Genomic DNA, 25,519 nt, shown 5'->3' on the forward strand with positions numbered 1-25,519 from the left:
GGGCTGTTTGCATTTATAAAATTAACTATAGCATGGTTTCACCCACGGTTTTTGTAAATAATGTAACTCCAAAAAGGGTTACAACTTTTATAGTTCTTAATATCTCGCAATTGTTATTGAAGATGTGCAGGGTTTTAACTTTAATGATTTTCATAACACAATAATTTTAGCAGGTTTACTTTGGGGGGTTAATAAACACCTGAATTACTATCAGATACTCAAAGCTACTATTATTTATATTTTAAATAATCAACTATCGGCAGATGGCATAAGACTGGCGGCGAATAGCACGTTTATATAGCTAAGAATACTGTACGGCAACATAAAAAAAGCAGCCAAAATGTTTGCAAATGCTGCAATACACAACTTTTACCACTATTTATTGTGTAAAATTTATGAAATATACATTTTACAATTTGCTAATGCTTTATTAATTTTGTGTTGCTAAACAGCTACAGATGTCATTACACTTAACAGAAATTGAGCGCGTAAAATCTATATCTAAAAAAGATTTTTATAACAATTATGTAAAGAAACAAAAGCCGGTTGTAATAGAAAAACTTACCGAAGACTGGCCCGCCTATACAAAGTGGAAGCTCGCTTACATAAAAAATATTGCCGGAGATAAAACCGTACCGCTGTATGACGACAGGCCTGTATCTCATAAAGATGGTTTTAATGAGGCACACGCCACCATGAAAATGGCCGATTATATAGACCTCCTTGAGAGTAAACCCACAAACTACAGGATATTTTTATACAACCTTATGAAAGAGGTTCCTTCTCTTAAGGAAGATTTTCGCTGGCCGGATATAGGGCTAAGGCTGGTAAAGCAGCTGCCCATGTTATTTTTTGGCGGCGAAAATTCTAAAGTGTTTATTCACTACGACATAGATTTTAGTAATATCCTGCACTTTCATTTTAACGGTAAAAAACGCTGTGTGCTTTTTGCTCCTGACCAGACACCCTATTTGTACAAAGTGCCTCATGCACTAATATCCCGCGAGGATATTGATTTTGATAATCCCGATATGCAAAAATGGCCGGCACTTAAACAGGCAAAGGGGCTTGTGGCAAACCTGGAGCATGGCGAAATGCTGTACATGCCCGAAGGTTACTGGCATTATATGAAGTACGTTACACCCGGATTTTCTATGAGCTTGCGTGCGTTTCCGCGCAGGCCGGTTAATTTGCTTAAGGCAGTTTACAATGTTACCATCATGCGTTATTTTGACAATGCCATGCGCCGTTTTAAAGGACAGCAGTGGATAGATTACAAAAACCGGCAGGCGGTAGTGCGTACCCACAAAAACCTAAACCTACCCGTATAAAGAGGTTAAGAAACATCATCATCAGGTTTTAATCAATACGATGTTCTGCGGCAACTTTCCATTCGGCACCATTATGTTGCAGCAGGTAAAAACCTGCAACTTCAAATTGGGCATTGTACTCCTTATCACAATATACCTCTTTCCAGGCCTTATTAAATTCGTCGAAAGCTAAATCATGGTAGGCAATAGTCATGTGGGGAGCAAAATGGCGTTCATGGTAATGAAGTGGTATATTTGGATATAGAGTTTCAAAGCTATTTATAATCCGGGACTGCAACGCTTTTAGTTGCGGTGTAATTACAGGATGTACAAATACCACGGGGTTATTGGGATTTGGGAAAGCACCAAAATTATGTAGTTGTATAGCAAACGGCTCTTTAAGAACAGGTAATGATGCAAACCACTCCAAAACTTCTGTATGATGTGCAGCATCAATTTTAAAGGGAGCTTTAAGCGTTATATGCGGCATATTTTTAAGAGCTGCCTTACTGTTATAGTTATCTTTAAAATCAGTCCTGAATGCGGTAACCTCATTAGTAATATCGATGGGGGGGATAATTGCTATAAAGTACAGGTTCTGTTGCGGCATACCATTTAGTTTTAAGGCAAGTATAATTTTGGGTGCTTATTTAAGTACTATAATATGGTCATTCATAAGCCTGAAGCTATATTCCTGTTTCCTAAATAAACCCTGTACTGTTATCTTTACTTCTTTACCATCTTGCTGCTTAGGGAAAGCAATCCTGTTTGCAAGAGTCTTTTTATTATTTGCTGTAAACCAAAGCGCATTGCGAAACCGGTACTTAATTTCTACTTCGTTATCGTTGCCGGAAGCCGTTATAGCATAATCTATATATAGCATAGATATCTTTTTGCTTTTGCGCATCATTATTGTGCATATTCTTTTAAAAACGTGGTAATTAAAGTCGAATTTGTTTACTGAATTCTCCATATTCGTTATGCATTAAATAATTAAGGTAAGCCAAAGTAATTCTTATTTAAATATGAGGATGCTAAATATTTAGATTTTCGATATACTGCTTAAAGTAACTGTTAAACAGTTATTAAGGTTTAGAGCGGATAACTTTTACAATATCTATATACTCAGGTTTTAGTAAAAGCATATACGTACAGGTTTCATGAAGCCCATGTACAACTAAAGAAACCTCGCTTATATTTTTAGACAGCGCAAATACATTATCAAAAGTTTTTTCGCCATTTATGGTATACCATAAGGCATTTCTAAATCTGTATTTTATAGTCCTTCCTCCATTATTATTTAATGTAGAATCGGCATAATTCAGGTAGAGCTTTTTTATCAGTTTACTCTTTCTTGGGGCTACCATAATTACCCTTTTTAAAAAACGGTAATTAAATTTAAATTTGTAAAAAAAATCTGGCATAATAAGGATGCGTTTATACATTAAAAAAATTAAAGCATAAGTAAAATATTACAAAGTATTGGTTGGGAGCCGTGGCGAAATTAAGTGTTTTTAGTAGTTAAATCACGCATAATCTTGGCTTGTCTATACTTTGTCTATACTTTTAAAGCCAGTAAACACGGGATTAAACCATATTTTTGCCACAGCAAACCATTTACTCTTTATTCTTGAATAATTGTGGGATGTGTTTTTTTAGAATACACTATTTGTCGATTTTAGTGTGTTTATTTCTGGGGGCAATGCGGGCGTTTATACGCCCGCATTCTTTTTATATATATATAGTGTAAAAGTGCCTGTTTAATTTAACAAAGAATATAGTCTTTTCCGTAAGGCAATGGTTAAATTAGATGTCCGCGCCTTATGCAGCTATATGAACAAAAACTACACTTCCCTAAAAAATTTCTGGTCGCAAAAATTATCCCGTTGGGCACGCATTATCCTGCGTGGTTTCGGCGTATTAATCCTCCTTATTATTTTGCTGTTTACAGGAATTGCATGGTACATTAATACCCATAAAAAAGAAGTTCTCGCCACATTAACCTCACAGCTTAACGATGGTCTTGCCGGCACGCTTAACATAGGTGATATAGAGCCCACATTTTTAAGCGGTTTCCCAAATGTGGCACTAAGGCTGGAAAATGTTGTATTGCGCGACAGCCTCTATACAAACCATAAACGAACAATGCTCACGGCAGGGCAGGCAGATGTGTCTATTAATGTTATGGCACTGCTGCGCGGTACTGTTGTAATAAAAAAAATTGCGATTAGCGATGCCATTATAGATTTGTATACCGATGCTAATGGCTATAGTAATACCTCTATATTTAGAAAAAAACCAAAAAAAGAAAAAACAGAAAAAGGCGATGGGACTTTTCCTAAGCTTAAAAAATTAACGCTGGATGATGTAACGTTTATTGCCGATAACCGCAAGACCAGCAAGCTATATAAATTTACTATAAACAACCTTAAAGCCGCTGTCGACTACAATTTTTCGGGTTGGGAGGCCGATGTTTCTATAGAGGCTAAAGCGCATAGTATGGCTTTTAATACTGCCCGTGGCAGTTTTATAAAAGATAAAGGTCTTGATGGCGGTTTTGATGTGGTGTACGATGAAGATAAAGAAACAATAGTGTTTAATAAAAAACGGCTGTACATAGGTGGAGAACGTTTTGATATTGCGGCGAACATTGGCGTAGGAGAATCGGGTAAGTTTTCTATAAATATAGAAAATGAAAATATTTTATGGAAAAATGCCGCTAACTTGCTTTCGCCTAACATTACCAGTAAGCTAATGATGTTTAACCTTAGCGAACCTATTGCGGTAAAATGCGATATCGTGGGCGATTTTAATGCACAGGGCGATCCGCTTATAAGGGTTAATGCTACTGTAAAAGACAATGTGCTTACCACTCCCGGCGGCGATGTGGCAAACTGTAACTTTTTTGGGGTATTCACGAACAACAATATTCCGGAGAAAGGTTTTAACGACGCTAATTCGGCCATAAAGCTGTTTAACTTTAACGGCACTTATGCCAACCTGCCTTTTGTAATGAAAAAGGCTTTTATTCTTAACCTCGAAAAACCTATCGCTACCGGCGATTTTTCGTCGCAGTTTGATATGCCAAGACTAAGCGGCCTGGTAGATGAAGATTTATTGAAGTTTACAAAAGGTACTGCCACCGTAAAAGTAAACTTTAAGGCTGATATTGTTAACTATAAAATTAATAAGCCCATACTTAGCGGCCTTATAAACGTTAAGAATGCCGATGTAAGCTATATACCCCGCAAGCTGGAATTTAAAGATGTAAGCGTAGCCCTTAATTTCAGTAATGAAAACCTTTATATAAGTGAGATCATTTTAAAAACCGGCAAGAGTATTGTAAATATGGAAGGTAGTATTAAAAACTTCCTAAACCTGTATTATACCGCCCCGGAAAAAATGGTACTGGAGTGGAATATGTACAGTCCGCAGTTGCACTTAGGCGAGTTTATGGGCTTTTTAGGCACGCGTAAAAAAACACAGGCTGCTATTAAAAAGAGCCGTAAAGGGAATTATACTGATGACCTTAACGAACTGTTTGAGAAAAGCAATGTAGACATGAAGCTTAAGGTGGATAAGCTTTATTATGACAATTTTTATGCTACTAATGCACATGCAAATGTACTGCTTACTGATAGCGGAAATATACTTGTAAAAAATGCAGGTTTTAACCATGCCGGCGGCACGCTGCTTATAAATGGCAGTATGGCCCAGGGCAACCTTAATAAATATAAGCTGGATGCTAATGTTACTAATGTAGACATTAGCACCTTTATGAAAGCCTTTGATAATTTTGGTATGGAAACCCTAACCTCTAAAAACCTTAAAGGGCTGTTTAGTACAAAAGCAAACCTTACAGGAAGCATTACAGATAGCGGCAAGCTTGTACCGCGTTCTATGTATGGTACTGTAAATTTCGACCTTAAGAGGGGCAGGCTGTACGATTTTGAGCCGGTGCGCAATGTGGGTAAATTTGCTTTTCCTTTCAGGGATATGAAAAACATAGAGTTTTACGACCTTAAAGGCAAGTTTGATGTACAGGGAGAACGTGTTACCATACACCCTATGCAAATAAACTCCAGTGTACTTAATATGGATATAGAAGGTTTATACTCTTTTGGCAAGGGCACAAAAATTTATGTCGATGTGCCGCTTCGAAATCCTAAAAAAGATAAAGACATTGAAGATAAAGAGGAACTTGCCAAACGCAGAAATCGGGGTATTGTAATACATCTTACTGCTGAAGACGGCGAGGATGGTAAAGTAAAAGTAAAACTGGGCGGTAAGGATAAAGGCAAAAAAGAGAAGGAATAGAAATTTTCGTCGATTTGTAATTGATAGCTGCCTGCAGCAAACACAAAAAAAACTCCGGAGAAACGGCGGGTAAAAATGTGCCGCTCCTCCGGAGCTTTTTGGATAATGCCAATATGTTTTGCTATATAAAATTTGAATTTAGAATGTACACCTATAAATTGTTTACAATTCTTGTAATTCCATTTTTAATTAATATTTCATTAAAATTGATCAGTAATCCCAATTTACAATTTGTTATTTTTAGGTATGTAAGTACTTGTTTGCCATAAACAGGTGCAATTTGCTCTACCGATTTAATTTCGAGGATAACTTTATCTTCAACTATTAAGTCAGCTCTAAATCCTACATCCATTTTAAGATCGTCCCACAACAATGGTAATGGCTTTTGCTTTTCAACGGTTAAACCTAATTTGGTTAATTCGTAAAATAAAATAGTTTCATAAACAGTTTCTAAAAGGCCGGGACCAAGCTTAACATGCATTTTATAACATACGTCTACAATTATTTTAGAAAGTTCATTTTCGTTCATGATAACTATTTTATCCTGTTTGGTATATAATATTTTGTCACGCAAAGGCGCAGAGTCGCAAAGCTGTCTGTGTTTATATTGCCGTACACTCTACCCTTAATAAGTCGCGAAGCAAATTACTTCGTAATTTTTAAGAACGCACCCAGCTACACAGTTTCTAAAAAATGCTTTAGCATTTTAACCTTGCGCCTTATCTAAGCATGTTTGTATATTCAATATCCGGATACCTTTGCGCCTCTGCGTCTTTGCGCGACATTTAAACTTACTTCATAAAATCAATAGTTACTGTCTTATTCATACCATTTCTAATAGGCATATTTTGTCACGCAGTGCAGAGTCGCAAAGCTGTCAGTGTTTATATTGCCGTACACTCTACCCTTAATAAGTCGCAAAGCAAATTACTTCGTAATTTTTAAGAACGCACCCAGCTACACAGTTTCTAAAAAATGCTTTAGCATTTTTAACTTCGCCCCTTATAATACGACTAAATATTTATAACAATTTCTACAGACAGCTTTGCGACTCTGCGCCTTTGCGTGACAATTATTTGATAGACTTACTTAATAAAGTCAATAGTTGCTGTCTTATTCATACCATTTCTAATAGGCATATTTTGTCACGCAAAGGCGCAGAGTCGCAAAGCTGTCTGTGATTATATTGCCGTACTACTCTATCCTTAATAAGTCGAGAAGCAAATTACTTCGTAATTTTTAAGAACGCACCCTGCTACACAGTTTCTAAAAAATGCTTTAGCATTTTAACCTTGCGCCTTATCTAAGCATGTTTGTGTATTCAATATCCGGATACCTTTGCGCCTCTGCGTCTTTGCTCGACATTTAAACTTACTTCACAAAGTCAATAGTTACTGTCTTATTCATACCATTTCTAATAGGCATATTTTGTCACGCAAAGGTGCAGAGGCGCAAAGCTGTCTGTGTTTATATTGCCGTACACTCTACCCTTAATAAGTCGCGAAGCAAATTACTTCGTAATTTTTAAGAACGCGCCCAGCCACACAGTTTCTAAAAATGCTTTAGCATTTTAACTTCGCGCCTTATAACACGACTAATATTTATAACAATTTCTACAGACAGCTTTGCGACTCTGCGCCTTTGCGTGACAATTATTTGATAGACTTACTTCACAAAATTAACAGCTGCTTCCAGTGCTTCGTTAATGCCTTCGGGTTTTTTACCTCCGGCAGTAGCAAAGAACGGCTGGCCACCGCCACCGCCCTGTATAAACTTACCAAGCTCTTTAACAACCGTACCGGCGTTAAGCCCTTTTGCTGCCACAAGCTCTTTAGAGATGTAGCAGGTAAGCATAGGTTTGCCTTCTTCGGCAGTAGCCAGTACAATAAACAGGTTAGTACCTAAAGTACCTAGCTCATAAGCAAGGTCCTTAGCCCCTGTAGGGTCAAGTGGCACGTGTTTGGCAAGGAACTGAACGCCGTTTATTTCCTGAATTTCCGTAGCCAGCTCGCCCTTAAGGTTCTTAGCCTTATCACGAAGTAGTGTTTCAAGTTGTTTTTTAAGTTTAGCATTCTCATCCTGTAAAGACACAACGGCCTTTAAGGTATCCTGCGGGTTTTTAAGCGTGGCCTTAATTTCGTCCAGTGCTTTTTCCTGGCCTGCAAAAAAGTCTTTAACCGCATTACCGGTTATAGCCTCAATTCGGCGGATGCCCGCTGCTACAGCACCTTCGCTAATAATTTTAAAGTGCCATATATCGGCAGTATTCTTTACGTGTGTACCACCGCAAAGTTCCATGCTATTGCCAAATTTGATGGCACGTACACTGTCGCCGTATTTCTCGCCGAACAATGCCATAGCGCCTTCCTCAACCGCCTGCTTAAACGGAATGTTCCTGCGCTCAATAAGCGGCAGGTGCTCTTGTATGCGTGCGTTTACAAAATCTTCTACCTCTTTAAGTTGCTCTTCGGTAACTTTACTAAAGTGCGAAAAGTCGAAACGCAGGTAGTTAGGGCTAACTAACGATCCTTTTTGCTCTACGTGCGTGCCTAGTATGCTGCGCAATGCCTGGTGCAGTAAGTGCGTAGCGGTGTGGTTGCTTTGAGATTCATCCCTAAGCTTAGCATTAACCACAGCCGTAAATCCACCCTCTACATTTTCAGGAAGCGATTTGGTAATGTGCAGTATAAGGTTATTTTCTTTTTTAGTATCTACTATTTCGATGCTCTCGTTAGCCGATTTAAGTACACCACGGTCGCCCACCTGGCCACCGCCTTCAGGGTAAAAAGGCGTAGCGCTAAGCACGAGCTGGTACTGCACACCCTCTTTTGCCGAATCTATTTTACGGTAACGGGTTATTTTCACCTCATTTTCAAGCTGGTCGTAACCTACAAAACTTTCGGTGTTGCCTTCAACTAAAATTACCCAGTCGTCTTTAGCTACTTCGCTCGCTGCGCGGCTACGGGTTTTTTGTTTTAGTAATTCAAAGTCAAATTCTTCCTTGTTGTAATCCAGTCCTTTTTCTTTTAGGATAAGCGCAGTAAGATCTTCAGGGAAACCGAAAGTATCATACAGTTCGAATGCTTTAGCACCCGATACCTCGTTACCTTGGGTTTGAGCAATAACATTATCCAGCAATTGTAACCCCTGGTCAAGCGTCCTTAAGAACGATGCCTCTTCCTCACGAATTACGTTGGTAACAAGGCTTTGCTGCGATTTAATTTCAGGGAAAAACTCGCCCATTTGTGCAGCGAGTACCCCTACAAGCTCGTTAATAAACGGCTCTTTAATATCAAGGAACGTAAATCCGTAACGGATGGCCCTCCTTAATATCCTGCGGATAACATAGCCTGCACCACCGTTAGACGGTAACTGCCCATCGGCAATGGCAAACGCCACGGCACGAACGTGATCGGCCACCACACGTATGGCGATATTGATTTTTTCTTCCTCGTCGTTAGCCGCTTTAATAGTATATTTTTTGCCGGTAAGGCTTTCAATTTTTTCAATAAGTGGGGTAAACACATCAGTATCGTAGTTACTTTGTACACCCTGTAACACCATGCAAAGGCGCTCAAAGCCCATACCGGTATCTACGTGCTGCGCAGGCAGTTTTTCAAGCGACCTGTCGGCTTTACGGTTAAACTCCATGAATACGTTGTTCCATATCTCTACAACCTGTGGGTGGTCGTTATTCACAAGGCTCTTGCCCGAAATCAATGCTTTCTCGTCAGCTGAACGAATATCTACGTGAATTTCAGAACACGGCCCGCACGGACCCTGGTCGCCCATTTCCCAAAAGTTATCTTTCTTGTTGCCCAGAATTATGCGGTCTTCGTCAATCAGTTCTTTCCAAATGTCATACGCCTCCTGGTCAAAAGGTACGTTCTCTTCGGGGCTGCCCTCAAAAACAGAAACATATATAATATCTTTAGGTACTTTATATACCTCTGTAAGCAGTTCCCATGCCCAGTTAATAGCCTCTTTTTTAAAGTAGTCGCCAAAACTCCAGTTACCCAGCATCTCGAACATGGTATGATGATAGGTATCAAAGCCCACATCTTCAAGGTCGTTGTGCTTTCCGCTTACGCGAAGGCATTTTTGGGTATCAGCAATACGCTTGCTTTTAGGCGTGGCATTGCCTAAAAAATATTCTTTAAACTGCGCCATCCCGCTGTTGTTAAACATCAGGGTAGGGTCGTCTTTAGTAACAATAGGTGCAGATGGCACGATAAGGTGGCCTCTGTCGGCAAAAAATTGTAGGAATTGTTTTCTTATATCCTGGCTTTTCATGGGTATGAAAGTTAGTTTTATGTTTTAAATTTGGCACAGATGTTGGCTTTCAAAATCAAAAAAGCAGCTAAAAACCGTAACATTTGTTACATTTGTACGTTATGGTTTTACAGTTGCCTCAGGCTTTTTTCTGTAAGGTGCAAAAATAGAATAATTTAAGAACATGGCGAAGGTAAAATACTATTACGATCCCGAAAAGCTGGCCTTTCATAAGATAAAGACAAAAAAAGGCAAAAAAATAGGTGTGGTAGTGCTGTTTTTAGTGGCAGCAGGCCTTTTTGGTTTCCTGTGTTTTGTAGCATTGCTTAACACGCCGTTTTTCGAAACGCCTAAAGACAGGCTGCAGGCCAGAGAGATAGAGTACATGAAAATTCAGTACGAACTGCTCAACCGCAAGACGGCTTTAATAGAGGAAGCACTATCCAGCGTAGAAGACCGCGATAATAACGTATACCGTACTTATTTTAACAGCACCCCAATACCCGAAGAGCAGCGTAAGGCAGGCTTTGGTGGGGTAAACCGTTATAAAGGGCTCGAAGGGTATAATAACTCACAGCTGGTTACAGGAACAACAAAACGCCTTGATGTACTGGCAAAAGAGTTGGTTATACAAAGTAAATCGCTCGATGAAATTGCCAAGCTGGCTAAAGATAAAGAGAAATTACTTGAAGCAATTCCTGCCATACAACCCGTTAAGAACGAAGATTTAAAAATGATGGCATCGGGTTTTGGGTACCGTACAGACCCGTTTACCAAAGTGCGGAAATTTCATGCCGGGATGGATTTTTCTTCGCGCACAGGTACACTTGTTTATGCCACCGGCGACGGCGTGGTAGAAAAAGCAGATAACACAGCATCGGGTTATGGCAACCACATTGTTATACGCCATGGCTATGGTTACCAAACGCTTTATGGGCATTTAAGCAAGTACAAAGTAAGGGCGGGGCAAAAGGTAAAACGTGGTGATGTTATAGGCTATGTAGGCAGCACCGGCCGTAGCGAAGCACCCCATTTACATTATGAAGTGCATAGAAATGGCGAGGTGGTAAACCCGCTAAATTTTTATTACGGAAACATTTCTGCTAAAGAATACATTTTAATTTCTAAATTAGCTAACCAGGAAAACCAATCTCTCGATTAATGCATTTAGAACTCCCCGAAAAACGATATTACAGCATAGGCGAACTTGCCAAAGCTTTTGATGTAAACGCTTCCCTTATACGTTTTTGGGATAAAGAATTTGATGTGCTTAAGCCAAAAAAGAATGCCAAGGGCAACCGCATGTTTACGCCCGATGATGTAAAGAACCTGCAGCTTATTTACCATTTGGTCAAAGAACGTGGCTTTACCCTTGAGGGAGCCAAAACTCATTTAAAGGAGGGACAGAAAAAAACCCTTGATAAGTTTGAAATTATCCGTAAATTAGAAGCTATAAAAACCAACTTAATAAATATTAAAAACGAACTTTAAAAAATACTGAAAATGAAAAAGTGGATTATTCCTGTTCTTATTATTGTAGCACTTGTTGTAATAGGCTTTTTTTGGTCTATGGGCATTAAAAATGGCGCTATAACGCAAAACCAGGCGGTAGCCAAAGCATGGGGCGATGTTAATACGTCATACCAAAGAAGGAATGACCTTATAGGCAACCTTGTAAAAACAGTAGAAGGTGCTGCAAATTTTGAGAAAGGCACCTTAACTGCGGTTATCGAGGCACGATCTAAAGCTACATCGGTTCAGGTAGATCCTGCTAACGCTACACCAGAACAACTTGAAGCTTTCAGCAAAGCACAGGGAGGTGTTACATCGGCATTATCACGATTACTGGTAACGGTTGAAAATTATCCCGACCTGAAATCGAACCAGAACTTTTTAAAGTTGCAGGATGAACTTGCCTCTACAGAGAATTCTATCCAGACATCGAGAACGCGCTACAATGAGAGTGTAGAGAGCTATAATAACTACGTACTTAAATTTCCTAATTCTATGTTTTTAGGCAATTATAAAGAAAAACCATATTTTAATGCTGTAGAAGGTGCAGATAAACCGGTAGATGTAAACTTTAATATTAAGTAACCCATGCCTGAAGTAACCGAATTTTTAACTCCGGCAGAAGAAGAGGCTGTTATTGCCGCTATTCAGCAGGCCGAGAAAAATACGTCTGGCGAAATACGGGTACACATAGAAAACCATGCAGAAAAACCTCCGCTCGAAAGGGCACAGGAGGTTTTTCTTGCTTTAGGGATGCATGCAACTACTGCCCGTAATGGGGTATTGTTTTATGTGGGTGTAACCGATAAATCTTTTGCCATTGTGGGCGATGAGGGCATTGATAAAGTGGTGGAAAGCGATTTTTGGGATTGTACTAAAGATGCAGCTATAAACCATTTTAAGCAGGGCCGTTTTGCCGATGGGCTTGTGGCAGGCATACTCAGGGCCGGCGAAAGGCTTAAGCAATACTTTCCCTATGCCAATGACGATAAAAATGAACTTCCGGATACCATATCTAAAGGATAATGAAAAAAATATGTACAGCATGGCTCCTGTTCCTGTTTATAAGCTTATTGCTTCCGCAGGCAGGATTTGCACAATTTGATATTCCCCCTAAACCTGAATTGCAAACCAGCGTTTATGATTATGCAAGTTTACTTTCGGCATCTGAAAAGCAACAGCTGGAACAAAAGCTTATAAACTATGCCGATAGTACCTCTACACAGATAGTAGTTGCCATTGTGCCTACAATTAAAGGGGAGAACATTGGGCTGCTTACGCCTAAATGGGCCCAGGAGTGGGGCATAGGTGGCACAGCTAAAGAAGATAATGGGGTTTTTATACTCCTTGCACAGCAGGAACGCAAAATATGGATCTCTCCCGGTTATGGTGTGGAAGACAGGCTTACAGCGGGAGAAGTAGGCGAGATGACACGGGAGGTTATTATTCCCGAATTTAAAGGTGGCGATTATTACAGCGGCCTTGATAAAGGTACCGATGCTATTATAAAAATGCTTGCCGGCAAATATAAGGCCGATGCAAAACCAAGTGGAAAAGGCGAAGGCTCCGGCGGTGGGGCAGGTGTACTTGTTCTTATTGTAATCATCATCATAGTTATCTCTGTTATATCCCGAAGGGGTGGTGGAGGTGGCGGCCGTGGTGGTGGTTTTGGCGGTGGCAGAAGCAACGATATAGGCTCATCCATTCTTACAGGCATGCTTTTAGGCAGCCTGGGCAGAAGCTCCGGTGGAGGTTTTGGTGGCGGTAGTTCCGGCGGCGGCGGCGGTTTTGGCGGCGGCTTCGGCGGCGGCGGCTTTAGCGGCGGCGGTTCGGGTGGTAGTTGGTAAAAATTCAAAATTTATATATTAAAAACCTGCATTTTGCGGGTTTTTTTATGGCATGTTGTCCCAATTATACAATTTTATGGCAAATACTATATCCATTTTTGTGGCGTTACTATAACATACAAATCACCATTCATGCACCTTACTCAATCAAAACCTTCAATAGCCCTAAATAGCTATGCACTATTGGTGCTGCTATTTTGCACTACCCTTGCCTACAGCCAAAACCGCGTTGCCGGAAAAGTAACCGATACAGCTACCCAAGAGCCACTCGCTTTTGCCAGTATTGTATTTAATAATGATAATAGTACAGGCATCACTACTGATATTGATGGTAAGTTTACATTTACATCTTCCAAAAAAATTACCACTCTTGCGTGTAGTTATGTAGGCTACGAAGCTAAAGTTGTTGCGGTTAATGCTGCTAACAGCCAAAACCTCGACATCAAACTTGCCTTTGCATCGAACGAATTGAAAGAGGTGGTTATTACCAATGGCGAAAATCCGGCGAATGCCATAATGCGCAAGGTTATTGCCAATAAAGAACTGAATGACCCCGAACGGATAGCCTCATTTACTTACCGCTCTTACAACAAAACGGTTTTTGATATGAAGTTTAAAGATGCCAAAGACAGCATTGCTCTTAAAAAGAAACTCAACGGGCATTTGTTCATGATGGAATCAGTATCCGAACGTAAATTTATTAAGCCCGATGTAAGCGAGGAGGTTGTAATTGCTACTAAGGCATCCGGTTTTAAAGACCCGCATTTTGCATCATTGGCTACAGATTTACAGCCGTTCTCGTTTTATAAAGACAACATTCCGTTTTTTAACATCAATTATCTTAACCCCATTACAAAGGGCAGCCTCAGTAAATATAAATTTACCATTCAGGACACGCTGTATAAAAATCAGGATACTGTTTATGTGCTTTCGTATAAGCCATTGCCGCGCAAAAACTTTGAAGGGCTTACCGGTTTACTCTACATAAATACTAATAAATATGCCGTGCAAAATGTAACCGCCACACCTTTTGAGAAAGGTAAAATGGACATTACCATACAGCAGCAGTATGCATTTATAGATGGGCATTGGTTTCCGGAGCAGTTAAATTATGTGTTCAGTATGGCGCAGCACCCTAACCCTAAAGTGGGAAGGATGATGGCACAGGGCAAAAGCTATATAGATAATGTAGTGCTTAACGTGCCTTTGCGCAAGCGCGATTTTGCCCTCGAAACCGTACGTATGGATGATAATGCCGGTAAGAAGGACAGCTTGTATTGGGTAAACATTCGTAAAGAGCCTTTAAACACCTACGAGAAAAACACCTATCATTATATAGACAGCCTGGGGCAGAAATATAATTTTGATAAATTTTTAGCCGTAACCGAAAAGATTGCTTATGGCCGTATACCTGTAGGCCCTGTAGATATAGACATTAATAAAACCCTGGTTTATAATAAATATGAAGGCTTGCGTTTAGGACTGGGTGTTTATACCAATGAAAAGGTTTTTGATAAACTGGTTCTGGGTGGTTTTGCAGGCTATGGCACTAAAGATTATAAGTGGAAGTATGGCGGCGAGGCTATATACACGCTTTCTAAAAAACATGAATTTACCTTTACAGGCAAATACCAGGATAACCTTGTAGAAACGGGCAATCACGGTTACACTTTTCCTGAGCCTAACATGTATAATTACCGCAGTATTATTGCCTACCAAATGGACAGGATACAGGAGGCAAGTGCCCAGATAGGTTTTAGGGCATTTAGGTATACCAAATGGAATATAGGCCTTACCAGTGGGCGTACAACTCCACTTTACGACTATACTTTTACCCGCAATAGCAGGGTGTTTACACGTTACGATAATACTGAGCTTGGCATAAACATGAAGTTCGCGTTTAAAGAGCGTATTGTAAATGCCTTTAAGCAAAATGTAAGCATGGGTACTAAGTACCCAACGCTGTATGTGTATTATTCCCGCGGACTTAAAGGCCTTTTTGACGCTGATTTTGATTATAATAAAATAGAAGCGGCAGTAGAACAAACGTTCCTGACCAAGAATGTAGGCACGACAAGCTACAGGTTAGAGGCTGGCTATATAGACAAAGCAGTACCTTATGGAATGCAGTTTACAGGAGAGGGCAGTCACGATAAAGATTATGCCTTTATAATGAAAAACACCTTCCAGACCATGAAACCCTATGAGTTTTTGTCGGACAGATATGTAAACCTGTTTACATCGCACAACTTTGGCGGCTTATTATTTAAAACTGAGTGGTTTCAGCCGCAACTGGTTTTGCATAATAACTTTGGCTGGGGCGATTTGCGCCACGGTGCCGGGCACTATTTTATTACCTATAAAACGAAGGACAAATTATTTGCCGAAACGGGTTTGCAGTTAGATAATATCTTGAAAGTGAATTATCTAAATGTGGGATATCTGGGTATAGGAGCAGGAGTGTTTTACCGTTATGGTGCTTATGCTTATGATAAAGACAGCGATAATACGGTGTTTAAAGTTACCTTTTCGTTTTCTATCAAGTAATTATTACCATAGAATCTATATAGTAATAATTACTATAAATGTTAAGGCCTTCCGCCACGTCCTCCTCCACCGCCGCGTTCGGCTTTTTTGGCAGGGCCAAATTGTTTTAAGCTGTACGTAAGCGAGAACATAGCGTAACGTTTTAATACAATATTTTCTTCGTCGCGAATACTCGTTGCGGTAATGGTGCGCGATGTACCCAGGTTTTGGTTAAGTACATCGTATACTTTTACTTTAAACATTAAATGGTCTTTCAGGAAATTGTAACCTACACTCATATTCCATAAATAGAAATCTTTTTTAAAACCATCGGCAATATTAGAGTTGTAGGTGTAGCCAAAATCGTTGCCAAAAACTACTTTTTTAGGCCAGTAACTGGTAGTAACAAGATTAATGCGGTGCACGTAATTTGACGCCTGGTTAACGCGGTAGTTAGTATAATTACTCTGATTATAAGTATAGCTGTAATTAGGTGCTATGGTAAGCAGCTCGCCATAATCGTAATTAATGTTTATGCGGGGTATCAAGCTTAATGATTTTGCTTCATACAACTGCGCATTAGTAAACCCTTTTGCAAGTCCGTAAGAGGATGTAAGGCCTGCCGTAAGCCTAAAGCTATGTGCATTTCTTTTTATGGTCTTTGTCCAGTTGCCGCCCAGATTCATATTGTATGTTCCCGAAATGTTTTGGTAGGTTGTGGTTCTCTTTGCGCTTTGATCTATGGTAGTAAAAGATACTACCTGGCTGTCGTTAAAATTTGCACTTGCAAAAATATTGTAGCCGGACCGTGTGGCAAAGTCAAAATTCCTGAAGTTTAAGTTTACGTTGTGCGACTTGTTAGGATCAAGGTCCGGATTACCTTTAATGGTATTAAGGGGGTTGCTGATATCTTCTACAGGGAGTATTTGTGTAGCCGACGGCAGCGAAGTATTGTAATTATAATTTAGCCTTAATGTTTTTGATTTGCTAAAATGAATGCCTCCCTGTAAACTGGCGTAAGGCAGCACATAATTTTTAGCAAGGTCATAATTATCGCCCAGATACGTTGAGTGGTTGTCAAATTTTATAATTCGTTGCCCAAAATCGCCGCTAAGGTCATATTTGTTAAGGTTAAGGTCGAAACCGGCAGTAGGGTTAAAAGTACCTGTAGTAGATGATAAGTAATTTGTAAGGGCATCATTAAGTATAGAATATTGTCCGGTGGCATCGTCATAATCATATCCCACACGATTTTGAGTATTTGCAGAATTGTTGTAGTTAGCCTTTACACTAAGCCTTAACGAATCTGTAACTGGCATTAAATATTCGAGGCTGCCGTTGTAAGAGTCGGTGCTTTGCTTGTTATACCTTACCTGGTTACGTATATCGGCTCTTTGGTCTATGATACCGTCATCATTAGTATCTTCATAAAAAATGGTAGACTGGTTATTAAAGGTAGAAGTGTCGTCAAGATTATTAGTGTTGCTAAACACCGCACTAACCATGCTGCCTTTTTTAGAAAGCCTTTTGCGGTATTGAATTGTATTTGCAAAGCTGCGGTTATCTGTATCGTTAAGCGTATTGCTCTCACTCTCGTTAGAAAGGTTGCCGTCCTGGTCTACCGTGTTTTGGCTCAAAGCCGATGTTTGCCTGCTGTTACCCGACGTAAATTTGGGCTGCATGACCAGCGTTGCTGTAGAGTCTATTTTCCATTCAAACTGTGTGTTGGCATTGTGTACAAAGCGCGAATTATCTGTTTTAGATGATGATGTTGTAGTAAGGCTCCTGTTAGCAGCGAGGCCGTTTTCATCGGGCAAAAAGGTAGTTTCGCGGGTGCGGTTCTCATTAGCCGTATTAGCACTGTTATAAAAGTAATTTATGTTGCTGGTAAAGTTTTTAAACCACTCATCGTTATAACTGCCGCCTATCATGTTGCTTTGTGTAATGCCCTGCCCGGTGCCGGTGCCGGCCTGCCGAACGGCATTGCCCACACCACCGGCCATATTGCGCCCGCCGCCCATACTATCAAATATTTCATCCATAGAGAAACCGGTAGAATTTATATTATTGGCAGATGCCAGTATGCTTATGCGTTGCTTGCCCTTAAAATAATTAATCATGGCACTGCTTTCGTACCGGTCGTTAGTACCATAGCCACCCATTATCTTGCCAAATACACCCTTGTTCTTTTTATCGTCTATAGTAAGGTTTATACTGGTATTGTTACCACTTGCCCTTTTGTTTAAAAGTTCTTCCTCCTTGGTTTTTGTATCGCTTACCTGCACTTTATTTATAATTTGGGCTGGCAGGTTTTTAAGCGCAATTTTACCATCAGCATCAAAAAAAGGCTTGCCGTTTACCAGTATCTGGTTTACCTCTTTACCGTTTACCGTTATAGTACCGTCGGCATCTATATCTACACCGGGCAGTTGTTTTAGCAGGGTTTCAACATTGGCATCCGGGCGCACTTTAAATGATGCCGCATTAAACTCCAGTGTATCTTTTTTAATGCGGATTGGCGGTGTCTCGCTCTCTATGACCACCTCATTAAGGTTGGTCGATTTTTCGGCTAATTTAAGTGTGCCGAAATCTTTATCGGTGGTAACCGTTTCAAGCTGCTGCTTATAATCGGCAAAGCTTATAAAAGATATTTTAAGTACTGCTGGCTGCGTGGTAGAACGGGTTTTAAGTTCCCAGTTGCCATTTTTTGATGTTATGGTATAATCTATTACCGATGAGTCTTTAACAGATGTTAAATATACGGTAGCCGATTCTAAGGGGATGTTTTCAGGATCTGTTACTTTGCCTTTCAGGGTAATAGTCTGGCTAAAGCCCAGGGTGGTAAAGGTCAGTAGCAGTATAGTAACTATTTTTTGCATATAGTAATTTGTTGGTAGTGTATACCCTATGACTAACAAAAAGCCCGAAGGTTTAACCTGCGGGCTTAAATATATTTTAAGAATTGTAAACTACTGTACTAAAACCACCAGAAGCCACCACCGTTGTCTTCTTTTTTCTTCTCGCCAAATTTATTTAGCTTAAAGGTAAGCGAGAACATTACGTAGCGTTTAAGCACTATGTTTTCCTGATCTGTAATGCTGGTAGGCGAGATGCTTCTTGATGTGCCAAGGTTTTGGTTCAGTAAATCGTATACTTTTACTTTAAAGAGCAGCCTGTCATTATAAAAGTTGTAGCCTATACTGCTGTTCCATAAATAAAAGTCTTTTTTAAAGCCGGCACCAAGTTGCGAATTGTAGTTGTAGCCAAAATCGTTACCAAAAACAACATGCTTTGGCCAATAACTTGTGGTTTGCAGGTTAAATTTGTGTACAAAGTTAGATGCGCTTTTTATAGGGTAGTTGGTATATTTCGTGTCGCTGTATGTAAAATTATACGACGGGTTTATGGTAAGTAGCTCACCATACTCGTACGTAAAGTTTACTTTAGGGCTAATACTTAAAGATTTGGCACTAAATAATTCGGTATTAATAAAGCCTTTTCTAAAATCGTAATTACCGTTCACCCCTATGTTAAACCTGTAGGTATGGGCTTCTTTTTTTATAGACTTGCTCCAGCTGGCATAAAACCATGACCGGTAGTTGCCCGATACATTTTTGTAGCTGGTTGTACTAATGGCACTATTATCAACCACTGTAAAATTTGCAATGGCACTCTCATAATAATTCCCGCCTGCATAAAAGTTATAGCCGGAGCGTGTGGCATAATCAAAATCGCGGTAGCTTATGTTTAAGTTGTGGTATTTTTCGGGATTAAGGTCAGGGTTACCGGTAAGTATGTTAAGGGGGTTGCTTATGTCTACAATATCCAGCACCTGGCTTGCCTGCGGAAAGTTAACATCAAAATTGTAGCCTACCCACAACGATCTTGATTTAGAGAAGCTGTAGTTCATACCACCTTCTACATTTGGCAGCATATATGTTTTATTAACAGCATAGGTAGTACCCCTGTATGCGCCATCGTTGTTAAAATGTACTATGCTTGGCCCACCCCTAAAGTACGCCCATAATTTACTTTTGTTAACCTGAAATCCTGCAAATGGTTTTAAGGTGTTTTTTTTAGAAGACAGGTTGTTAGACAGTAAATCGTTATAAGAGGTGTAACGGCCTGTAGTAGCATCAAAATCAAAACCATCACGGTCTTGTGTATTTTTTGTGTATTCATAATTAACACCTAAGCGCAGGCTAAGGGAGTCCGGCACTGGTTCAGAAAATTCTATACCAATGGTATGGCTGTCATCTTTTTGTTTGTTATATCGTATCTGGTTACGGTTGTCTACCTCTACCGTACGGGTGCCGTCATCGGCATAATTGTATTTGTTTGTAACTGTTTTGTTAAGGTTAGAACCATCATCTTTACGTATCTGGTTTTCTATCCATACATCTAAAGAGCGGCCTTTTCGTTTAAAAGCCTTACTGTAGTTAAACCCGTTAGAAAAAGCAGTATTGTCATTATCATCAAGGCGAAGGCCCTCGCTGTCATTAAGCAATGTACCATCTGCTAACCTGCGCGAATCCTGAGATGAGGTATTTCTTACCGAGCTGTTTGCTTTGCTGAATTTTGGCGCAATATAAATAGATGATGTAGAGTCAATCTTGATATTAAACTCTGTATTGACATTATGGGCATACTTATCGTTTTTAGTTACTGATTGCGAATTCAGCGTGTAGCTGTCATCTAAAAAAGTACCAGAGTTTGGCGCTGTTTCGCGTAGCGGTAAAAAGTTAGTTTGCTTAGTGCGGTTACGGTTATCTGTATTTGCCGATGTATAAAAATAGTTGGCACTCCCGTCAAAACCCTTGGCCCACTCATCGGCATAGTTAAGCCCAATAATATTAGACTGCGTAATGCCCTGGCCACCGCCAAACTGCATACCGTTTATGCCAAAACTCCCGTTCTCGCCCGTCCATACATTCATGTTACGGCCACCACCCATATTATCAAAGATCTCGTTCATAGAGAACCCGGATGAGTTAATATTATTAGACGATGCAAGGAGGCTTATTTTTGTTTTACCCTTAAAGTAATTTGCCATAGCACTGCTTTCGTATCGGTCGTTAGTGCCGTAGCCGCCCATAACGCGCCCAAAGAAACCTTTGTTCTTTTCCTCGTCTATAGTAAGGTTTATACTGGCGTTGTTGCCACTGGCTTTATCGCCGGATAGTTCTTCTTTCTTACTCTTGGTATCTGTAACCTGTACTTTATTAATAATATCTGCAGGCAGGTTTTGTATGGCTATCTTACCATCTTTATCAAAAAAAGGCTTTCCGTTTACAAGTATCTGGTTTACCTCTTTACCATTTACTGTTATTTTACCTTCGGGATCTATCTCTACACCGGGAAGCTGCTTGAGCAGTGCCTCTACATTAGCATCAGGCCGCACTTTAAATGATTCGGCATTAAACTCTAGCGTGTCCGATTTGATTCGTATTGGCGGGGTTTCTCCCTGTATAACCACCTCATTAAGGTTTGTAGACTTATCGGCCATTTTCATGGTGCCAAAGTCTTTACTTTCGGTAATAGCGTCAAATTTTTCTTTGTAATCTGCAAAACCTACAAAAGATATTTTAAGGAAAACAGCTTTATTTATGGCTTTTGTTTTCAGTTCCCAATTTCCGTTCTTATTGGTAATCGTGTAGTCTACCATGGCAGAATCTTTAACCGATGTGAGGTAAACGGTAGCCGATTCGAGCGGGAAATTATCAGGGTCTGTAATCTTTCCTTTAAGGGTAATGGTTTGGCTAAAGCCCATGGTGGTGCAGGCTAATAATAGCAGAGTAAGTAATTTGTACATTAATGATTGATTGATGGTTGTAAGGTAATAACGTATATTTTTTATATTAGTATGTAAAACCTTACTATTGTTACAACTAATTCTTCTTTTTTTTTCACAAAAAAAGAAGAATTACCCTCAAATTGTCTGCATAAAATGCTTGTGAAAGTTATGCTCACATTTTTTCAGGATTATGACGAACGGTAATTCCAAAAAATATTATGTTTTTATATTTGCCCCATCAACAATCAAAAATCAATCATAAAAATGATCAAATTTCTGTTACTTTCGGTAGTGTTTTTAGTTACATTTAAATCGCAATCGCAAGACTATTTTAAACCCATAGATTCTATTATACACCTGTATGAGGGCAAAAACGTACCCGGTTTTAGCGTACGTGTAACTAAAAATGGTAAAACCGTTTACAGCAACCAGGCAGGTTATGCCAACCTCGAAAAAAAAGAAAAAATTACCGATAAGTCTGTTTTCGCACTGGCTTCTGTATCAAAACAATTTACAGCTGCCTGTATCGTAGTACTGCAAAAACAGGGCAAGCTAAATTTTGAGGATAACCTGAGAAAATATATTCCCGAATTTCCTGCATACGCCGAAAAAATTACCATTAACCAGTTGCTTAACCATACCGGTGGCTTAAAAGACTACCGCGCACTTGCAATGCTTAGGGGTGAAGATTCTGATAATTATAATGCTGCTGCTATAAAAGACCTGCTTACAGCACAGGAACTTAACGATATACCGGGAGCAAACTGGAGTTACAGCAACTCCGGCTACTGGTGCCTGGCCCAGATAATAGAAAAAGTATCGGGACAAAGTGTGGCAGCATTTGCAGATAAAAATATTTTTCGCCCACTTAAAATGAAAAATACCCGCTATGTAACGAGGCCCAATAATAAACTTAAAAACCGCGCTATAGGTTACCAGACTGACGGCACAGGTTACACTGCAAGTGAGGTAGACGAATTTTCTATAGGTGGAGCAGGTGGTTACAGTACGGCACAAGACCTTGAAAAATGGATGAATGAAATGGAATCGCACCGCGTTTTTGGCAATGCCTTCTGGAACACAATGATAACCGAAAATCCGGCTCAGGGCAAAGGGTTTACATACACTAAAGGTTTGTTTAATTTTACATACCTTAAGCACACCATGATTAACCACGGTGGCGACGTGGTGGGTTTTCACCCTATAACAGCTTACTTTCCGGATGATAAAGTTACTGTAGTAGTCCTGTCTAACGATGATGATTTTAAGCGCTACGATATTTTAGGTGCAGCTACAACCCTGCTGTTAGGCGAAAAATATAAATATCCAAAGGCAAAAGCCAATGTTGCCACACAGGAAGTGGCTGTACCCGAAACTGTAACAATTGACGCTGCGCTGCTGGAAAGCTACACCGGTAACTATGAGCTGACTCCCGGCTATGTAATAGGCATCACAAACGAAAAGGGCAAACTAAAACTAACCCAAATGTGGGATGGCGTTAACTTATTTTTTCCTCCCGTTAAAGAGGTACATCATTTTGCAATTGAAGGTGCCACAATTATTTTTGGCGATTTTACATCGGGTAAAGCTGCAACTTTGCGAGTTGTAACCGCCAGTGAAGACAGCATTTACAAACGCCTTGATAAAGCCCCTGACCTTACATTGTATGATAAATATATCGGTACATTTTTTAGCAAGTCGCTAAATTCTAAAATAACTTTCTTTACAGAGAATGGCATACTGCGATATAAATTGGGTAACGAAGCCGATTCTCATGTTGCGAGCCCGCCCGATAGCGAAGGTGTATTTTCTACCAGCCACGGCGAAGTGACTTTTATAAAAAGCGAAACCGGTAGTATTACAGGCTTTACCCTAAACCATGAGAGAGCCCTGAACATGGAGTTTGTAAAACAAAATCTATAAAAACAAAAAAGCGAATAAGAAATTATTCGCTTTTTTGTTTTTATTACTTCTGGCGGAAGTAAATATCTATAGGCACGCCTTCAAAATTGTATATTTCGCGCATTTTGTTTTCAAGAAAACGCTTGTAAGGTTCTTTAACATACTGCGGCATGTTACAAAAAAATACAAACTGAGGGGTAGGTGTAGGCAACTGCATGCAAAACTTAATTTTTACATACTTGCCTTTAAGTGCAGGTGGTGGCATAGCCTCTGTAATAGGCAGCATAACCTCGTTAAGCTTAGAGGTTGCAATGCGCTGCTTGCGGTTTTCGAAAACTTCTACAGCAGTTTCAAGGCCTTTAAGCAAACGCTGTTTATTTACAGCCGAAACAAAAAGAATAGGTACATCTGTAAATGGCTGCAGCTCTTCGCGTATTTTAAGTTCATAATCGCGGGTACTCATGGTATCCTTTTCTACAAGGTCCCATTTGTTTACAAGGATTACAATACCCTTACGGTTTTTTTCGGCAAGCCAAAAGATGCTTTGGTCCTGGCCTTCAAAACCACGTGTGGCATCTATTACAAGTATAATGATATCGCTATGCTCTATTGCACGAACAGAGCGCATAACACTGTAAAATTCTATATCTTCCTTAACCTTAGCTTTACGGCGTATACCGGCAGTATCTACAAGATTAAACTCAAAACCAAAACGGTTGTAGGTAGTATCTATAGAGTCGCGTGTGGTACCGGCAATATCAGTCACAATATAACGGTCTTCGCCAATAAGGGCGTTGATTATAGATGACTTACCAGCATTAGGACGGCCCACAACAGCAAAGCGCGGCAGTGCCACAGCATTTTCATCGGGAGCTTCGGCTTCCGGCAATAAGGTTACCAGTTTGTCAAGAAGGTCGCCCGTACCGCTGCCACTCATACCGGCAATGGTATAGTATTCGCCCAGGCCCAGGTTGTAAAACTCAATAGCGTCTTTTTCGCGCATAGAGTTATCTACTTTATTAACAGCAAGAAGCACCGGCTTGGTAACTTTGCGCAGCAGTTTTGCCACTTCGTCATCCATTGGGGTAATACCTTCTTCTACGTCTACTATAAATATAATAACGTCTGCCTCATCAATGGCAAGTTCTACCTGGCGGCGAATTTCCCCTTCAAAAACATCGTCAGATCCTTTAATGTAACCTCCCGTATCAATAACAGAAAATTCTTTTCCGTTCCATTCGCTTTTGCCGTAATTCCGGTCGCGCGTAACGCCGCTTACAGAGTCTACAATAGCTTCTCTGCGCTGTATCAACCGGTTAAAAAAAGTAGATTTCCCTACATTTGGGCGTCCTACTATGGCTACAATATTATTCATTAACTTATTTTAATTTTTTGCAAAAGTAGTCTTTTATGTTGAAAGTAAGTAATTTCAGATTTCAGAATTTAGATTTCAGATTGAAATACACTCTTATGAGATGTTGATTTCATATTCGTATTTCATATTTCAGATTGAACTTCACCAGTTGAACTTCAGATTTATGAACACAAAATAAACCTCATTCTGAAGTGACTGTATATCCGTGCCGGACTATAATTCGTAACAAACTTATAATAATTTTGCTTTTACTGTTTTAAGGGAACTGACAAAAATAGCAGTTAATTCATTGCCCTCTTTCCAAATAGGTTCTGTGATTGTTTTATTGATCCAGCTTTTATCGATAATTATTTCAAGCCAAAATAGCGTCTCGTCTGCCTCTTCCAGCACTATCTCCATTTTGGCTATAAATTCTTTATCGCTCCTTGCCCTGCATACTGCCCTGTAGTTTGCACCAACAGATGTTCCGCTTTTAGCAATTTGGTAAGCAACAATTTTAGAAGCAGTGGTAATAGGTAACTTTTCAACCAAATCTATAATTGCCAGGGAATATAATTTAGTCCTTACCTTTAATTGATCTGCCGTCATTAGTTAAATATGTTATAATGTTCAACCTAAATTCCATCAGAGTGAAGTTAAATCTGAAATCTCCCCTCTGAGATCT

At 39.8% G+C, this 25,519-nt stretch carries 19 protein-coding genes; 9 read left to right on the plus strand and 10 right to left on the minus strand.

From position 1 onward, the window contains the following. Positions 1 to 25: 25 nt before the first annotated feature. Positions 26 to 154 (minus strand): hypothetical protein, encoded by a 129-nt coding sequence (locus tag F565_RS23310; RefSeq protein WP_020213076.1) that lies wholly within the window; start codon positions 152 to 154, stop codon positions 26 to 28. A gap of 304 nt (positions 155 to 458) precedes the next feature. On the opposite strand from F565_RS23310, the gene F565_RS0109955 reads away from it, so the two are divergent. Then, positions 459 to 1,331 carry a cupin-like domain-containing protein gene (locus F565_RS0109955; RefSeq protein WP_020213077.1) on the plus strand — a complete coding sequence of 291 codons (873 nt, stop codon included), beginning with the start codon at positions 459 to 461 and terminating at the stop codon, positions 1,329 to 1,331. A 28-nt stretch (positions 1,332 to 1,359) separates the two neighbouring features. On the opposite strand, the gene F565_RS0109960 is transcribed toward F565_RS0109955, so the two are convergent. The 3 genes from F565_RS0109960 to F565_RS0109970 all read right to left on the minus strand — a co-directional run bounded on the left by F565_RS0109960 (position 1,360) and on the right by F565_RS0109970 (position 2,677). Next, positions 1,360 to 1,920 carry a 2'-5' RNA ligase family protein gene (locus tag F565_RS0109960; protein WP_020213078.1) on the minus strand — a complete coding sequence of 187 codons (561 nt, stop codon included), beginning with the start codon at positions 1,918 to 1,920 and terminating at the stop codon, positions 1,360 to 1,362. Positions 1,921 to 1,956: 36 nt separating this feature from the next. Beyond that, positions 1,957 to 2,283 carry a hypothetical protein gene (locus F565_RS0109965; RefSeq protein ID WP_154652584.1) on the minus strand — a complete coding sequence of 109 codons (327 nt, stop codon included), beginning with the start codon at positions 2,281 to 2,283 and terminating at the stop codon, positions 1,957 to 1,959. Between the two features lie 112 nt (positions 2,284 to 2,395). After that, positions 2,396 to 2,677: a hypothetical protein gene (locus tag F565_RS0109970; RefSeq protein ID WP_154652585.1), complete on the minus strand. Its 282-nt coding sequence runs from the start codon at positions 2,675 to 2,677 to the stop codon at positions 2,396 to 2,398. A gap of 466 nt (positions 2,678 to 3,143) precedes the next feature. Between F565_RS0109970 and F565_RS0109975 the strand changes: the two genes are divergently transcribed. Further along, a complete protein-coding gene (locus F565_RS0109975) occupies positions 3,144 to 5,627 on the plus strand; it encodes an AsmA family protein (protein WP_035642248.1) in 2,484 nt (827 codons plus the stop codon). A 151-nt stretch (positions 5,628 to 5,778) separates the two neighbouring features. Here F565_RS0109975 and F565_RS0109980 read toward each other — a convergent pair whose 3' ends face one another. Both F565_RS0109980 and alaS read right to left on the minus strand, forming a co-directional pair. After that, entirely contained in the window at positions 5,779 to 6,156 is a 378-nt protein-coding gene (locus F565_RS0109980; protein WP_026299987.1) for a GxxExxY protein, read from the minus strand. Positions 6,157 to 7,292: 1,136 nt separating this feature from the next. Next, positions 7,293 to 9,920 carry an alanine--tRNA ligase gene (alaS, locus tag F565_RS0109985; RefSeq protein ID WP_020213083.1) on the minus strand — a complete coding sequence of 876 codons (2,628 nt, stop codon included), beginning with the start codon at positions 9,918 to 9,920 and terminating at the stop codon, positions 7,293 to 7,295. Positions 9,921 to 10,083: 163 nt separating this feature from the next. Between alaS and F565_RS0109990 the strand changes: the two genes are divergently transcribed. From F565_RS0109990 to F565_RS0110015, 6 genes are all read left to right on the plus strand, one after another. Next, positions 10,084 to 11,061 carry a M23 family metallopeptidase gene (locus tag F565_RS0109990; RefSeq protein WP_020213084.1) on the plus strand — a complete coding sequence of 326 codons (978 nt, stop codon included), beginning with the start codon at positions 10,084 to 10,086 and terminating at the stop codon, positions 11,059 to 11,061. Then, on the plus strand, positions 11,061 to 11,390 hold the full coding sequence (locus tag F565_RS0109995; protein ID WP_020213085.1) for a MerR family transcriptional regulator: 330 nt from the start codon (positions 11,061 to 11,063) through the stop codon (positions 11,388 to 11,390). Before F565_RS0109990 ends, F565_RS0109995 begins: the two co-directional genes overlap by 1 nt. 12 nt (positions 11,391 to 11,402) lie before the next feature. Further along, entirely contained in the window at positions 11,403 to 11,996 is a 594-nt protein-coding gene (locus F565_RS0110000) for a LemA family protein (RefSeq protein ID WP_020213086.1), read from the plus strand. A gap of 3 nt (positions 11,997 to 11,999) precedes the next feature. Then, positions 12,000 to 12,437, plus strand: a complete 438-nt coding sequence (locus F565_RS0110005; RefSeq protein WP_020213087.1) for a TPM domain-containing protein — start codon at positions 12,000 to 12,002, stop codon at positions 12,435 to 12,437. Continuing rightward, the gene (locus F565_RS23315) at positions 12,437 to 13,258 is read left to right on the plus strand and encodes a TPM domain-containing protein (RefSeq protein WP_020213088.1); all 822 of its coding nucleotides are present in this window, start codon (positions 12,437 to 12,439) and stop codon (positions 13,256 to 13,258) included. Before F565_RS0110005 ends, F565_RS23315 begins: the two co-directional genes overlap by 1 nt. 132 nt (positions 13,259 to 13,390) lie before the next feature. After that, positions 13,391 to 15,805 (plus strand): DUF5686 and carboxypeptidase-like regulatory domain-containing protein, encoded by a 2,415-nt coding sequence (locus F565_RS0110015; RefSeq protein ID WP_020213089.1) that lies wholly within the window; start codon positions 13,391 to 13,393, stop codon positions 15,803 to 15,805. Between the two features lie 41 nt (positions 15,806 to 15,846). Here the strand turns inward: F565_RS0110015 and F565_RS0110020 are convergent, their stop codons facing one another. Beyond that, complete coding sequence (locus F565_RS0110020; protein WP_020213090.1) at positions 15,847 to 18,663, minus strand: outer membrane beta-barrel protein; 2,817 nt, start codon at positions 18,661 to 18,663, stop codon at positions 15,847 to 15,849. Between the two features lie 98 nt (positions 18,664 to 18,761). Continuing rightward, positions 18,762 to 21,596, minus strand: a complete 2,835-nt coding sequence (locus F565_RS0110025) for an outer membrane beta-barrel protein (RefSeq protein ID WP_020213091.1) — start codon at positions 21,594 to 21,596, stop codon at positions 18,762 to 18,764. 246 nt (positions 21,597 to 21,842) lie between these two features. Here F565_RS0110025 and F565_RS0110030 point away from each other — a divergent pair, with 246 nt between their 5' ends. Next, the gene (locus F565_RS0110030) at positions 21,843 to 23,501 is read left to right on the plus strand and encodes a serine hydrolase (RefSeq protein ID WP_020213092.1); all 1,659 of its coding nucleotides are present in this window, start codon (positions 21,843 to 21,845) and stop codon (positions 23,499 to 23,501) included. Between the two features lie 43 nt (positions 23,502 to 23,544). On the opposite strand, the gene der is transcribed toward F565_RS0110030, so the two are convergent. Both der and F565_RS0110040 read right to left on the minus strand, forming a co-directional pair. Further along, on the minus strand, positions 23,545 to 24,855 hold the full coding sequence (der, locus tag F565_RS0110035) for a ribosome biogenesis GTPase Der (RefSeq protein ID WP_020213093.1): 1,311 nt from the start codon (positions 24,853 to 24,855) through the stop codon (positions 23,545 to 23,547). 231 nt (positions 24,856 to 25,086) lie between these two features. After that, positions 25,087 to 25,443 (minus strand): four helix bundle protein, encoded by a 357-nt coding sequence (locus F565_RS0110040; RefSeq protein WP_020213094.1) that lies wholly within the window; start codon positions 25,441 to 25,443, stop codon positions 25,087 to 25,089. Positions 25,444 to 25,519: the final 76 nt, after the last annotated feature.

Source organism: Flavobacterium rivuli WB 3.3-2 = DSM 21788 (assembly GCF_000378485.1).
In the GTDB taxonomy this organism is placed as follows: domain Bacteria; phylum Bacteroidota; class Bacteroidia; order Flavobacteriales; family Flavobacteriaceae; genus Flavobacterium; species Flavobacterium rivuli.